This window comes from Oricola indica (assembly GCF_019966595.1).
GTDB classification, from domain to species: Bacteria; Pseudomonadota; Alphaproteobacteria; order Rhizobiales; family Rhizobiaceae; genus Oricola; species Oricola indica.
In genome coordinates this window covers 24,096-37,465 of record NZ_JAINFJ010000009.1, presented here as the reverse complement: position 1 = coordinate 37,465, position 13,370 = coordinate 24,096, and the positions used below count along the sequence as shown (strand labels likewise).

Annotated in this window: 12 protein-coding genes; 7 read left to right on the top strand and 5 right to left on the bottom strand. The window is 62.1% G+C overall.

Features of this window, described 5'->3' with window-relative positions:
* Positions 1–4 precede the first annotated feature (4 nt).
* Both LC343_RS19230 and LC343_RS19225 read right to left on the bottom strand, forming a co-directional pair.
* Positions 5–1,801: an SLC13 family permease gene (locus LC343_RS19230; RefSeq protein WP_223478798.1), complete on the bottom strand. Its 1,797-nt coding sequence runs from the start codon at positions 1,799–1,801 to the stop codon at positions 5–7.
* Between the two features lie 18 nt (positions 1,802–1,819).
* On the bottom strand, positions 1,820–2,032 hold the full coding sequence (locus LC343_RS19225) for a SlyX family protein (RefSeq protein ID WP_223478797.1): 213 nt from the start codon (positions 2,030–2,032) through the stop codon (positions 1,820–1,822).
* Positions 2,033–2,245: 213 nt separating this feature from the next.
* On the opposite strand from LC343_RS19225, the gene cdd reads away from it, so the two are divergent.
* The 6 genes from cdd to LC343_RS19195 all read left to right on the top strand — a co-directional run bounded on the left by cdd (position 2,246) and on the right by LC343_RS19195 (position 9,402).
* Complete coding sequence (cdd, locus tag LC343_RS19220) at positions 2,246–2,644, top strand: cytidine deaminase (protein ID WP_223478796.1); 399 nt, start codon at positions 2,246–2,248, stop codon at positions 2,642–2,644.
* Positions 2,641–3,438, top strand: a complete 798-nt coding sequence (locus LC343_RS19215; protein ID WP_223478795.1) for a purine-nucleoside phosphorylase — start codon at positions 2,641–2,643, stop codon at positions 3,436–3,438. The genes cdd and LC343_RS19215 overlap by 4 nt, the downstream gene beginning before the upstream one ends.
* On the top strand, positions 3,435–4,460 hold the full coding sequence (gene deoC / locus LC343_RS19210) for a deoxyribose-phosphate aldolase (protein WP_223478794.1): 1,026 nt from the start codon (positions 3,435–3,437) through the stop codon (positions 4,458–4,460). Before LC343_RS19215 ends, deoC begins: the two co-directional genes overlap by 4 nt.
* A gap of 10 nt (positions 4,461–4,470) precedes the next feature.
* Complete coding sequence (locus LC343_RS19205; protein WP_223478793.1) at positions 4,471–6,864, top strand: aldehyde dehydrogenase family protein; 2,394 nt, start codon at positions 4,471–4,473, stop codon at positions 6,862–6,864.
* A 16-nt stretch (positions 6,865–6,880) separates the two neighbouring features.
* Entirely contained in the window at positions 6,881–8,194 is a 1,314-nt protein-coding gene (gene deoA, locus LC343_RS19200) for a thymidine phosphorylase (RefSeq protein WP_223478792.1), read from the top strand.
* A gap of 125 nt (positions 8,195–8,319) precedes the next feature.
* Complete coding sequence (locus LC343_RS19195) at positions 8,320–9,402, top strand: alpha/beta fold hydrolase (protein ID WP_223478791.1); 1,083 nt, start codon at positions 8,320–8,322, stop codon at positions 9,400–9,402.
* Positions 9,403–9,421: 19 nt separating this feature from the next.
* On the opposite strand, the gene LC343_RS19190 is transcribed toward LC343_RS19195, so the two are convergent.
* The 3 genes from LC343_RS19190 to LC343_RS19180 all read right to left on the bottom strand — a co-directional run bounded on the left by LC343_RS19190 (position 9,422) and on the right by LC343_RS19180 (position 10,841).
* Positions 9,422–9,970: a retropepsin-like aspartic protease family protein gene (locus tag LC343_RS19190; RefSeq protein ID WP_223478790.1), complete on the bottom strand. Its 549-nt coding sequence runs from the start codon at positions 9,968–9,970 to the stop codon at positions 9,422–9,424.
* 140 nt (positions 9,971–10,110) lie between these two features.
* Complete coding sequence (locus LC343_RS19185) at positions 10,111–10,398, bottom strand: PqqD family protein (RefSeq protein WP_223478789.1); 288 nt, start codon at positions 10,396–10,398, stop codon at positions 10,111–10,113.
* A 35-nt stretch (positions 10,399–10,433) separates the two neighbouring features.
* The gene (locus LC343_RS19180; RefSeq protein WP_223478788.1) at positions 10,434–10,841 is read right to left on the bottom strand and encodes a hypothetical protein; all 408 of its coding nucleotides are present in this window, start codon (positions 10,839–10,841) and stop codon (positions 10,434–10,436) included.
* Between the two features lie 122 nt (positions 10,842–10,963).
* Between LC343_RS19180 and LC343_RS19175 the strand changes: the two genes are divergently transcribed.
* On the top strand, positions 10,964–13,363 hold the full coding sequence (locus LC343_RS19175) for a glycosyltransferase (RefSeq protein WP_223478787.1): 2,400 nt from the start codon (positions 10,964–10,966) through the stop codon (positions 13,361–13,363).
* Positions 13,364–13,370: the final 7 nt, after the last annotated feature.

Below are 13,370 nucleotides of genomic sequence, written 5' to 3'. Positions count from 1 at the left end.
AATATCAATCGGTCAGCGGCCAAACCATCGGAATAACAATCATTGCGGAAACAAACGTCGTCATATCCATCAGGAATCCAAGACGCAGGAAGTCGGAGAAACGGTAGCCACCGGCATTGTACACCAAGGTGTTGGTCTGATAGCCGATGGGCGTCATGAAGCTTGCAGAGGCTGCAACCATGACCGCAACGACGAAAGGCCGCGCGTCGAGACCCAGCGTTGCGGCAAGACCGACCGCGACAGGCGTGACAATGACGGCAACCGCGTTGTTTGTGACGATCTCGGTCAGCACGGTCGCCAGGATATAGACGGCGGCGAGCGCGACCAGCGGCGGAAATCCGGCGAGCAGCGGCGCGGCGGCATCCACGACAATGCGAACCAGGCCCGTGCGATCCATCGCCACGCCGACAGACAGCATCGCGAAGATCAGACCGAGCACGCGCCAATCGACAGATTGCACAGCCTCGTCGACCTCGACGCAGCGCAAGACGAGAACCAGCACCGCGCCGATTAGCGCGAGTGCGGCAATCGGCATGACGCCAGCGGCCGCGCCGACAACCACGCTTGCCGTGATGGCGATCGCCAATGGCGCTTTGGCGCGCCGAAAACCGCGAACGCTCGGCTGTGCGACATTGACGAGATTGTTGTCTTCGGCGAAACGGGCGAGGTCTTCCGGGGCGCCCTCCACCAGAAGCGTGTCGCCGACGGTCAGCGGCGTGGTCTCGAAACTGTCCGCCATGTTCATGCCGCCGCGATGCAGCGCCATGGGGTAGACGCCGTAGCGCCGCCAAAGCCGCAAATGCCGCAAGGTGCGGCCGAGCACGCGCGCGCCGGGACCGATCAGGATCTCGACAACCGCCGAGGAGCGCGCGGCAGTCTGATGGATGCGGCTCGCCGCGCCAAGCGTCACGCCGCTCTCTTCCTTCATCGAAAGGATTTCGGCGACCGGCGTGCGCAGGACGACGATGTCGCCCGCTTCCAGCGCGGTCTCGTCGAGTTCGCGGCGCAGCGAGACATTGGCGCGAATAACGTCGACCAGACGTCGATCCGGCCTGTTGAAGGCTCCGATCGAGCGCACCAGCGCGCCGACATGAGGCGAGTCCTCGTCGATCACCGCCTGGACGATGAACTTGCGGTCCGCAGGCGACCCCGCGACACCCGAAACCGTCTCGCGATCCGGCAGCAATCGGCGCCCGAGCATCATTGCGGCGATGCCGAGCAGCGTGATGACGATGCCGACAGGCGCGATTTCGAGAATATGGAAGGGCTCAAGGCCGAGGTCGCGTGAGACGCCGTCTACCAACAGGTTGGTCGAGGTTCCGATCAATGTGCAGGTGCCGCCAAGGATCGCCGCATAGGACAGCGGGATCAGGATGCGCGACGGGGATTCTCCCATCTCGCGGGCCATCGAGGTCGCGACCGGGATCATCAGCATGACCAGCGGTGTGTTGTTCATGAAGGCGGAGGCCGCGGCCACCGCCACGAGGAATGCCAGATAGGCGACCATGGGCGAGGTTCGCGCATGGGTGGTGACGAAACGGGCGAAGCGCTCGATCGCGCCCGTGCGGATCAGCGCCGCCGACAGGACGAACATTGCCCCGATCGTCGCCGGCGCGCTCGACGACAGAACGCCGAGAACATCGGAAATGTCGAGAATGCCGGTGACCAGCAGCACCGACACGGCGACACCTGCCGTGATTTCCGGCGGACGCCATTCGGCGACGAAAGCCACCAGCATCGCCAGGATGACGAGCGCGACGACAGACGGCGCAACGACGCCGTATTCCATCAAGTCAGGCATCGAATCGACGACCCCGGGTTACCAATGCGGCGGTTTGGCGACGGGAACACCGGACTGAACCTGCTCCTCTACCGTCCTGAAACGTTCGACAAGCGCCTCGACCAGGCGTTCGAGGCGGTCGATCGCGCGGCCCTGCCGGATCACCGTATCGTTCAGATCCTCGATGATGCGCGCCTGATGGGCGGCGAGGATTTCCAATTCGTCCAGCCGATCCGTGTCGCTTTTGGCCATGCGCATCTCCCTGCGGTCACCTTTCATTCTAGCGGGGTCCGGGAGTTGCGGAAAGGGACTAGCATTGCGCGCAATGCGACATCGCGGGTAACGGCGCCTTTTCGCGGCTGGAATCGGCGCAAAGCCGTGCTACGGTCGCGGCGGAACCTCAAATTCCCGCGCGTCCGAGCGCGGGCCGGTATCGGCGGCCGGATACCGCCGGGACACAACGGAATGACACTGGACGACCTTTTTTCGGCTGCGCGCGAGGCCATGGCGAAGACACATTCGCCCTATTCGAAATTTCCCGTCGGAGCGGCGATCCTGACCGAGGACGGACGGGTCTTCACCGGCGCGAATATCGAGGTGGTGAGCTTTCCGGAAGGCTGGTGCGCAGAAACGACCGCGCTGGGGCATTACGTGATGGGCGGCGGCGGCAGGATCACCGATATCTGCGTCACGGCGGAACGGCTCGACGAATGCACGCCCTGTGGCGGCTGCCGGCAGAGGCTCGCCGAATTCGCCCCACCGGATGCCCGCGTGCACCTGACCGACCAGGCCGGCATCACCAAAACGATAACCATGGTCGACCTCCTGCCACTCGGGTTCAAGACGGAGATCCTGTCGACATGAAGACGGCGAGCGACACCATCATCGAGGCGCTGAACGGCCTCGTCCCGCGCGTTGCGCTCGTGCTCGGATCCGGGCTGGGCGGTCTGGTGAAAGCCGTCGAGAACGCCGTTCACGTGCCCTATTCGACCCTGCAGGGCTTCCCGGAAAGCGGCGTCAGCGGCCATGCCGGCGAAGTCGTGGCGGGTTCAATCGGCGGCACGCCGGTGCTGCTTCTGTCCGGCCGCGTGCATTACTACGAAAAGGGCGACGCGGCAGCGATGCGACCGGTTCTGGAGGTTCTCAAGGGCCTCGGCATCGAGAAGCTGATCCTGACCAACGCCGCCGGTTCGCTGCGCGAGGACCTGCCGCCCGGTTCGGTGATGCTGATCACCGACCACATCAATTTCTCCGGCACCAACCCGCTGATCGGCGAAGAGAGCGATGCGCGTTTCGTCGGCATGACGTCGGCCTATGACACGGAGTTGCGCCAGCGCATCGAAAAAGCGGCCGAGGACGAAGGCATCGCCATCGGCCATGGCGTCTATATGTGGTTTTCCGGGCCAAGCTTCGAAACACCGGCGGAAATCCGCATGGCCCAGACGATGGGTGCGGACGCGGTCGGCATGTCGACCGTGCCGGAGGTCATCCTGGGGCGTTTCCTCGGCCTGTCATGCGCCGCCTGTTCGGTCATCACCAATTACGGAGCCGGGATGACCGGCGGGGAACTGTCGCATACCGAGACCAAGGACATGGCGCCGATCGGCGGCGGGAAGCTGCAGGCGATCCTGACGCGGGCCATCGGGGACATGCAATGACATCCATGGCGGAGACGGCGGAAACCGGCGCAAAGAGCGCGACGGGATCGCAACTGGTTTCTCTTGCGGCGACCCGCGCGCGCAACACGGGAACGGATTTCCGGCCCGACCTGTTCGAGAACATCTCGGTCAACCTGTCGGCGGCCGAGCGCCGGACCGCGGCGCTGACGACGCGACGCACGGTCAAGAAGGAGTGGCAGGCGGCTTGGCTGCTGCGCGCCATCGAATGCATCGACCTGACGACACTGGCGGGCGACGACACGCCCGGGCGTGTCGAGCGGCTTTGCGCCAAGGCACGCAATCCGCTGCGCGCCGATCTCGTCAAGGCGCTCGGCCTCGAAGGCCGGCGGCTGACGACCGGCGCGGTCTGCGTCTATCCGGAGATGGTCGCACCGGCGGTGAGCGCCCTGGAAGGATCCGGCGTTCCCGTGGCCTCGGTGGCGACAGGCTTTCCGGCCGGGCTAACGCCGATGCGCGACCGGCTCGCCGAGATCCGATACGCGGTCGATCACGGCGCGCACGAGATCGATATCGTGATCTCCCGCCGTCATGTCCTGACCGGCAACTGGACCGCGCTCTACGAGGAAGTGCGCGAAATGCGCGAGACCTGCGGCGAGGCGCATATGAAGGCGATCCTCGCGACCGGGGAACTGAAAACCCTCACCAATGTCTACAAGGCCTCGATGGTCGCGATGATGGCAGGTGCGGATTTCGTCAAGACGTCAACCGGCATGGAGGCAGTGAACGCGACGCTTCCGGTGAGCCTCGTCATGGTGCGTTCGGTGCGGGATTTCCTGGAAGCGACGGGCAATGTCTGCGGCTTCAAGCCTGCCGGCGGCATTCGCACCGCCAAGGACGCGATCGCCTGGCTGATCCTGATGAAGGAGGAACTGGGCGACCCCTGGCTGAAACCCGATCTCTTCCGCTTCGGCGCAAGCTCGCTGCTCGGCGACATCGAACGCCAGATCGAGCATTTCGTCACCGGCCGCTATTCGTCGGCCGACCGGCACGGCATCGCCTGAGGGACGCGTCATGAACGACATCAGCAACATTCTCGACACGATGGAGTATGGCCCGGCACCCGAGGACGCGAAAGACGTGCGCGCCTGGCTGGAAAAACACAGCAACGGCTTCGGCCATTTCATCGGCGGCGACTTTACCAAACCCGGCAAGAAAACCTTCGCCGCCAGCAATCCCGCCAATGGCGCGCCGCTGGCGAAAGTCGCGCTTGGTAATGCGAAGGACATCGATGAAGCCGTCGCCGCCGCGGACAAGGCGTCGAAGAAGTGGCAGGCCTTGTCTTGCAATCAGAGGGCGCGGCATCTCTATGCGCTGGCGCGCCATGTCCAGAAACATGCGCGCTTTCTCGCCGTGCTGGAAACGCTCGACAACGGCAAGACGATCCGGGAGACGCGCGATATCGACATCCCGCTGGTCGCCCGGCATTTCTATCATCACGCCGGATGGGCGGAACTTCGCGACCGGTCGTTTCCCGGCCATGAGGCGGTGGGCGTCTGCGGTCAGATCATCCCGTGGAATTTCCCGCTACTGATGCTTTCCTGGAAGGTCGCGCCGGCACTGGCCGCGGGCTGTACCGTGGTGTTGAAATCGGCCGAACACACGCCGCTGACGGCGCTCGCATTTGCCGAAATCTGCATGGAGGCGGGCCTGCCGGCCGGCGTCTTCAACCTCGTCAACGGCGACGGCGAGGCAGGCGCGGCGCTCGCCGCGCATGAAGACGTCGCCAAGCTGGCCTTCACCGGTTCGACCGAGGTCGGCCGCATATTGCGCCGCCAGACCGCCGGGTCGGGCAAGAAGCTCTCGCTGGAACTCGGCGGCAAGTCGCCCTTCATCGTCTTCGACAACGCCGATATCGACGCGGCGGTAGAAGGCGTGGTCGACGCGATCTGGTTCAACCAGGGCGAAGTGTGCTGCGCGGGCTCGCGCGCCATTGTGCAGGAAGGCATCGCCGACCGCTTCCACGAGAAACTGAAGGCGCGCATGGAAAAACTGCGCGTCGGCGACCCGCTCGACAAGGCGATGGACATGGGGGCGGTCGTTGCGCCGGTTCAGGTCGAGCAGATCGCGGCGAAGGTGAAGGCGGGCATCGAGGAAGGCGCGGCCCTGTGGCAGCCGAGCTGGGCCGACCGGATCACCGGCGACAACGAAGGCTGCTTCTTTCCGCCCACCCTGTTCACCCATGTTTCGCCGGCTTCGACACTGGCGCAGGAAGAGGTGTTCGGGCCGGTGCTCGCCTCGATGACCTTTCGCACGCCGGGCGAAGCGGTTCAGCTCGCCAACAATTCCCGCTACGGGCTCGCAGCCTCGATCTGGTCGCAGAATCTCGACGAGGCCTTCGATACGGCGCGCAAGGTGAAGGCGGGTGTGGTCTGGATCAACTCCACCAACCTGTTCGATGCGGCGGCCGGTTTCGGCGGCTACAAGGAAAGCGGCTACGGCCGCGAAGGCGGTAGCGAGGGGATGCTCGAATACCTCGTGCCCGCCTGGCAGAAAAAGGCGAAGGCCCTGCCGGCCTCCGACCCGCTTCCCGCGCCGGTGCCCGGGCCTGGCGGGGATGGCGTCAGCCTTGACCGGACCGTGAAAATGTATGTCGGCGGCAAGCAGGCGCGGCCGGACTCGGGCTACTCCTACCCGGTGACGGGCAAAGGCGGAAAGCACCTCGCCGAAGTCGGCCTGGGCAACCGCAAGGACATCCGCAATGCCGTCGAAGCCGCGCACAAGGCAGCGGGCTGGAGTGGCATGACCGGCCACGGACGGGCACAGGTGCTCTATTTCCTCGCCGAGAACCTCGAACTTCGCGCAAAGGAATTTTCGGAAAGGCTGGCGGAAGCCGGAGCGTCCGCGACGGCGGCCAAACGCGAGGTGGACGCCTCCGTCGCTCGAATCATGCATTACGCTGCATGGGCGGACAAATATGACGGCGCGGTGCGCGCGCCGACGGCGCGAATGCTCTCGCTCGCACTCAACGAGCCTTACGAGGTAATGGGTATTTCCTGTCCGGACGAAGCGCCGCTGCTCTCCTTCGTGTCGCTGGTCATGCCGGCGATTGCCATGGGCAACCGGGTCGTCGTCACGCCGTCACCGCTGCAACCGCTTGCGGCGTGCGATCTCTATCAGGTTCTCGACACGTCCGACGTACCGGGCGGCGTCGTCAACATCGTGACGGGCGACCGCGATACGCTGGCCGACACGATGGCGAAACACGATGACATCGCGGCGCTCTGGTATTTCGGATCGGCCGATGGCACGGCAAAGGCCGAGCGCGAATCCGCCGGCAATCTGAAACCCGTCTGGGCGAATAACGGCAAGGCGCGGGACTGGTTCGACGCCGAACAGGGCGAAGGCGAAGAGTTCCTGTTCCGGGCGACACGCATCAAGACGATCTGGACGCCGTTCGGCGTCTGACCGAAAAGGACTTTTCATGCTGGCCCAGGAATTCATTCGGCGAAAGCGCGATGGCGGCGACCTCGCGGCGGATGCCATCGCGGAGTTCGTGCGTGGCATCACCGACGGTTCGGTGACCGACGCGCAGATCTCGGCTTTCGCCATGGCAGTGTTTTTTAACGGGCTTTCGGCGGATGAGACCGTGGCGCTGACCTTGTCCATGCGCGACTCCGGGGATGTGCTCGACTGGTCGGGAATCGACCGGCCGATCTGCGACAAGCACTCGACGGGCGGCGTGGGCGACAATGTCTCGCTGATGCTGGCGCCGATCGCCGCAGCCTGCGGGCTGGGTGTGCCGATGATCTCCGGGCGCGGGCTTGGCCACACCGGCGGCACGCTCGACAAGATGGATTCCATCCCCGGTTACACGACACAGCCCGACAATGCGCTGTTCCGGCGCGCTGTCGAGGAAGCCGGTTGCGCGATCATCGGCCAGACGGCCGATCTGGCGCCCGCCGACAAGCGCTTCTACGGAGTGCGCGACGTGACCGCGACGGTCGAGAGCATCCAGCTCATCACGGCCTCGATCCTTTCGAAAAAGCTCGCGGCCGGGCTCGGCTCTCTGGTGCTGGACGTGAAATTCGGCAACGGCGCCTTCATAGCGGATTACGACAAGGCGCGGGAGCTGGCGAAGACGCTCGTCAAGGTCGCCAATGGCGCCGGCACGCAGACGACCGCACTGATGACCGACATGAACCAGCCACTGGCATCGGCGGCCGGCAATGCGGTGGAAGTGACGAATGCGGTGGAGTTCCTCACCGGAGTGCATCGCGACCCGCGGCTGGAAACCGTGACGCTGGCGCTCGCCGCCGAAATGCTCGTGGTTTCGGAACTGGACTCCTCGCCGGCAACCGCGCTCTCACGTGCCCGCGATGCGCTGAACAGCGGCGCGGCAGCAGAGACGTTCGGCAAAATGGTGCATGTGCTGGGCGGTCCGTCCGATTTCGTCGAGAACCATGCGGCGCATCTGGAAAAAGCGGCATTGACCGCAACCGTGGATGCGCCCGAAGCCGGCCATGTCGCCTCGATCTCGACCCGCGACATCGGCATCGCGGTGGTCGAACTGGGCGGAGGAAGACGGCGGTCGGAGGACAAGATCGACCATGCGGTCGGGATTACCGGTCTCATCGACACCGGAACCGCCGTCGAGAAGGGCGCGCCCCTGGCGGTTGTGCATGCGCGTGACGAGGCATCGCTCGCCGTCGCGCGCGACGCGATACTTGCCGCCTATGTGATCTCCGAGGCCGAACCCGAGGTTGCCGAGCCGGTCGCCGAACGGATCGTCGGCTAGACCGTCTCCGGCGCGTCTCCGGAGAGAATGGCGCCGTCCGCGTTGAATCCGTCTGCCCCGGACCTTAAAGTCCCGGGCGAGCCGCGTCCGGGTGGGAGGGCGGCATTCGAATACGGGGCAAATCGATGCGAGTGGTTTCCGTCGCGACCAGCGCCGTCGTCTTTCTTTTCCTGCTTGTTGTCGGCGGCTTCGCGCAGGATACGGGCGATCTGCCGCAAATCGTCGACGAAGCGGGCAATCCCTTGCCAAACGCCGTCGTTTCCCTTGAAAAACTCAATCTCGGCGGCATCGGTCAGTGGGTTCTGATCCGTGGGCGCGACCGCAACAAACCGGTGCTGCTCGTACTGCATGGCGGGCCGGGCGCCTCGATGATGCCCTGGGTGGATCTGTTCCACACGACCGAACTGGAATCCAGTTTCGTGGTGGTGCACTGGGACCAGCGCGGCGCGGGCAAATCGTTCTCCTCCGGGCTGACGACCGAGGATCTCGACATCGCATCCTATGTCGATGATACGCTGGAACTTGCCGATCTTCTTCGTCGGCGTTTCGGCAAGAACAGGATTTTCCTGACCGGCGTCTCCTGGGGAAGCGCGCTCGGCTTCCTGACGCTGCAGCGCGAAAGTTCGCCATTTCACGCCTTCGTCGCGACCAGCGAACGGGTCGATTGGCGCCGCAGCCAGACGCTTGGATATGAGTGGGTGAAGGCGGAGGCCAAGAAGGCCGGCGATCAGGACGCGCTGGAGCGGCTGGCGGCAATCGAACCGTTCGATCCGGCCGATTTCGGCGATATCGCCGTCAAGAACGAGCTGCTCGATACGTTCGGCGGTGGCGACATTCACACCGAAGGCCTGTGGGACGCCTATCAGGACTACGCCAGCAGCGGCCAGAGCCCCTATTACACGCCGGCCGAAGTCGGCAGTTACACGCAGGGCCTGGAGTTCTCGCAACGCGCGGTGATCCCGCAGGCGCTCAACTACAACCTTTTCGAGGACTTTCCGAAATCGCCGATCCCGGTGCATTTCATCATGGGGATGGAAGACCACCAGACCCCGGTCAGCCTCGTCGAGGATTACGCCGGCGAGCTGGATGCGCCGGACAAGAGCCTGACCATCGTCCAAAGCGCCGGGCACGACGTCCCGTTCGACGCCCCGCTCGCCTGGGCGAAGGCGCTGATCCGGATTGCCGGAGAAACGGCCGAGCAACACTGACAGGACGGGGCGCCGATCGTCAGAGCTTCATCACCAGCTGGCCATTGGAGAATTCGAAGTTTCGCAGACGCTTGAGGAAGCTCATTCCGATCAGCACGATGTTGAGCGAATCGTCTTCCAGAATCATCGCCTCGACGTCACGCACGCGAATTGAGCTCAGACGCACCTCTCGCACGATGGCGCGCGCGGCCTTCGTCGAACCGTTGGCTGTGTTGACGGTGTAGATGAACTCGGAAGGTGAAACATGAATGCCCGCCCTGCGCGCCTGCGACCGGTTCATGGCGATCATCGTCGCGCCGGTATCGACGACGCCGGTGACACGACGCGAATTCAGGCTGAATTCGGCGATGTAGTGGCCGCGCGCGTCCGCACGAAGACGTTCAGTGCCGGACCATGCGCGGACCGGTTCTTTCGATTTTACCGCGGCGCGGCGGGCGGAATCGGCTTCCACGCGATCTTTCAGCGCGATCGCGGCCGTGTCCACGACATGCGGATTGTCGTTCAGGAACGACACCACGCCGAGCGCGGAAATCGACACGGAAACAACGATGAAAAGATAGCGCAACATCGGCGCGGCCTCCTTGCCGAAGGCGTTTTCGCATGCCGCGCTTTTTCACCGGTTAAACGGCCGCCAATTCCCGAAAGGCGGTTAACGCTTCAACAGCGAACCACCGGAAAATTGAGCGATTCAACGTGATCAGAGGCGAATCAGGCACCGCCGGCCGATATCGCTCCGCTCTGCAGCAACGTCTTGACCGTCTCAAGCACGTCCGATTTCACGGTATCCGCGCTTTCCGGATAGATTTCGGCCAGTTCACCCGCCAGTTCCCCGGCGGTGCGCGTGCCGTCGCACATTTTCCAGATCAACGAGGCGACGGAATCCAGATGAACGGCGTTCTGCGATGTCGGGCGGTAGAGCAGCGTGTTGCCATCCATTTCCACCGTATAGAAGGCTTCATTGCGCGTCAGCTTTCCGCCTGATTCGTTTGCGGTCATGGTCCTGCTCTGCTCGTTCGGTTCAATGGATGCATTCATTCACGGATCGTGATTTCATCCGGTAACTCCAACGCCAAGGCGTCTCCCGTCAACCATTTTGGCTGCCGACAAGGGCTTTCGTCTCGAACAACAAGATTTCGAACTTGCCGCGTCCCCCATGCGATGTTACCTGACGTTAAGGGCTTTGGGGCATTCGTAACAAAGCCACAAGATTTCAATAAGGGGTAGTCCATGTCGGAAGGCAACAAAAAGAACATCAGCCGCAGGCAGGTGATGACAACGGTCGCTATCGGCGGCGTCGCAACGGCAGTCATGTTGCCGGGCAAGTGGACAAAGCCAATCGTCGATTCGGTGATCACGCCGGCGCATGCGGCTTCTTCCGCGCCGCCGACCACTGTTACGACCGGGACTACGGCCACGACCACTTCGACGACTGTAACCACGACGCCCACCTAGGCGTAAGGGAATTGATCGAAAACTGATCAGACTGCTTTAGCGATTATATCGCGATGGCCGGCATTTTGCTGGCCATCTTGTTTTTGGAAGACTGCATACGGCTGGCAAAATGCCTGAGTTGCTCATCGAACTAGCCGGTCAGACGGTTTCTCTGACAGTTCCGGATATCTTTGGTGAAATGGCCGGGTATCTGTTCGGATACCAAAGGGCGTTCGACGTCACCGCCAACCACTCGGTTTCGATCACGCAGACTGGTGACGATTCGTTTCTTATCGAGACCCCTTTTTCGCCACCAGTGCCGGACCTGAAGGCGAGCGACCTACCCGAATTCGCCATGGATGCGGTCATTCGAGGCCTGGTGACCGATCAGTCCAAAGGCGTCATACTTCATGCGGCGGCCGTTGAGCGGCAGGGCAAGGCAATTCTTGTCGCAGGTATTTCCGGTGCCGGTAAATCCACGCTGACAGCCTGGTTGGCGACAAACGGCTTCCGATATTGCACGGACGAGATCGTCTTCGTCCCATTGGCCGACCCGTTGCAAGTCACACCGTTTCGCAGGCCATTGGTGCTACGGGCGGATTCAGTCAGGGCGCTTGAAGAAGATGGTTTCGACAATTCGAACCAGCATTCATTTGGCGACAAGAGCCACGTTGCCATTCCGAGCGAATATTCCGGCAAAACTCTGACGCCAGGTGCGATCATTTTTCCGGCCTTCCACGCGGATGCCGATATCTCAATTCGCCCACTGAGTCCCAGCCAGGCCGCTTTGCGCCTGCTCGAAAACAATTTGAACGGGGCAAATCTGGCCGATGGTGGCCTCGCAAGCCTGGCCCAGATCGCCAATTCGACCCCCGCCTTTGAACTCCGTTATGGAGAATTCGGACAGCTGGAAGGGGTTCTCGAAGATGTCATCGACGATATCATCGAGAACGCGCCTGACCCGAAATCCTGGCACAGGATCCACTCTGCCTTTGGACAAAATCAGGCTTTACCATCCGTCCAGGCCGCTCCTCCCGTGCGTGCTCCGACGAAAGTGAATGCGGCGACCCCGTCGCGAGGGAAATTCAAACTGACAATCGGGATGGCGACTTACGACGATTTCGACGGTGTCTATTTCACACTGCAGTCGTTACGCCTGAACAATCCGGAGTTGATGGACGATATCGAGTTTCTCGTCATCGACAATCACCCGGACGGACCATGCGGCGATGATCTCAAGGCACTCGAGAACCACTGTAAGACCCTCCGCTACGTCCCCTTTACCGGTCAGTCAGGTACGGCAATCAGGGATGTCGTTTTTTCCGAAGCCAGCGGCGATTTCGTGCTGTGCATGGATTGTCATGTGCTGCTCCCGCCCGGCGTTCTCAAACGCCTTATGGACTTTCTCGACGCACATCCCGACAGCACTGATTTGTATCAGGGTCCGTTGATTTATGACTGGCTGGATCAGATTTCCACGCATTTCAAGCCGGAGTGGAACAATGGAATGTACGGCACGTGGGGCGTCGACGAAAGGGCAAGGGATGTTGATGCCGAGCCCTTCGAGGTTCCGATGCAAGGTCTCGGGCTGTTTGTGTGCAAACGCGACAGTTGGCCAGGATTCAACTTGAAGTTCCGCGGCTTCGGCGGCGAAGAAGGCTACATTCACGAAAAATTCCGACAGCGGGGCGACCGAACGCTGTGCCTGCCATTTCTGAGATGGCTGCACCGTTTTCAACGGCCGATGGGAATCCCATACAGGCCGATCTGGGAAGACAGAATCCGGAATTACATAATCGGTCATCGCGAACTCGGCCTCGACGAGGGACCAATAGAAAGTCATTTCGGCGAACTGCTCGGAAAGGAATTCACCAAGCGCGCAATGGAGGAGATCGATGTCGAACTTCAGAATCCGTTCAACCGCTTCGATGCACTACGGTGCATAAATCTCGATGATCGATCCGACCGGTATGCCGCCGTCGACAAGCGTTTCGAGAAAATCGGCATCTCCCGGCTGGTCAAGCGGTTGCCCGCTATCAAGACCCCGGAAAATCACCATATCGGCTGCGCGCTTTCTCATCGCGCGATCATCGCTGACGCCCGGCAGCGCGGTTTGAGAAACGTATTCATCTTCGAGGATGACGTCATCTTTCATGACCGGATCATGGAGTTCATGCCGGTCGTTATGGACGAGCTCGAAAAGACCGACTGGGACCTGCTTTATCTCGGCGCAACCGTATGGGGCAGGGATTTCGATATGGTTCCGGGCAGCAGCATGTTCCGTGAAGCGAAATTCCTAACGAGCCTGCAGTCCTACGCGGTGAATCATACGGTTTTTGACCGCATACTGGGAGACCTTCCCGACGATCACGATTCAATGGCGTCCTGGCTCAAAATACATCACGGCATCGATCAATATCTTGGCCGCCTGGATGTGCGAAAATTACTCACCGAGCCGATGCTCGCTATCCAGCCGGAACTGACCACACAAGCGAATTTCAAGGGTCAGGAGCACTACGCAAAGGCCTAGCCGGAAT

Coding starts and splice junctions, on each gene's coding strand:
- LC343_RS19230 (WP_223478798.1), bottom strand. CDS start 1,801: ATGCCTGACTTGATGGAATACGGCGTCGTTGCGCCGTCTGTCGTCGCG.
- LC343_RS19190 (WP_223478790.1), bottom strand. CDS start 9,970: ATGTTGCGCTATCTTTTCATCGTTGTTTCCGTGTCGATTTCCGCGCTC.
- deoA (WP_223478792.1), top strand. CDS start 6,881: ATGCTGGCCCAGGAATTCATTCGGCGAAAGCGCGATGGCGGCGACCTC.
- LC343_RS19185 (WP_223478789.1), bottom strand. CDS start 10,398: ATGACCGCAAACGAATCAGGCGGAAAGCTGACGCGCAATGAAGCCTTC.
- LC343_RS19205 (WP_223478793.1), top strand. CDS start 4,471: ATGAACGACATCAGCAACATTCTCGACACGATGGAGTATGGCCCGGCA.
- LC343_RS19215 (WP_223478795.1), top strand. CDS start 2,641: ATGAAGACGGCGAGCGACACCATCATCGAGGCGCTGAACGGCCTCGTC.
- deoC (WP_223478794.1), top strand. CDS start 3,435: ATGACATCCATGGCGGAGACGGCGGAAACCGGCGCAAAGAGCGCGACG.
- LC343_RS19195 (WP_223478791.1), top strand. CDS start 8,320: ATGCGAGTGGTTTCCGTCGCGACCAGCGCCGTCGTCTTTCTTTTCCTG.
- LC343_RS19175 (WP_223478787.1), top strand. CDS start 10,964: ATGCCTGAGTTGCTCATCGAACTAGCCGGTCAGACGGTTTCTCTGACA.
- cdd (WP_223478796.1), top strand. CDS start 2,246: ATGACACTGGACGACCTTTTTTCGGCTGCGCGCGAGGCCATGGCGAAG.
- LC343_RS19225 (WP_223478797.1), bottom strand. CDS start 2,032: ATGGCCAAAAGCGACACGGATCGGCTGGACGAATTGGAAATCCTCGCC.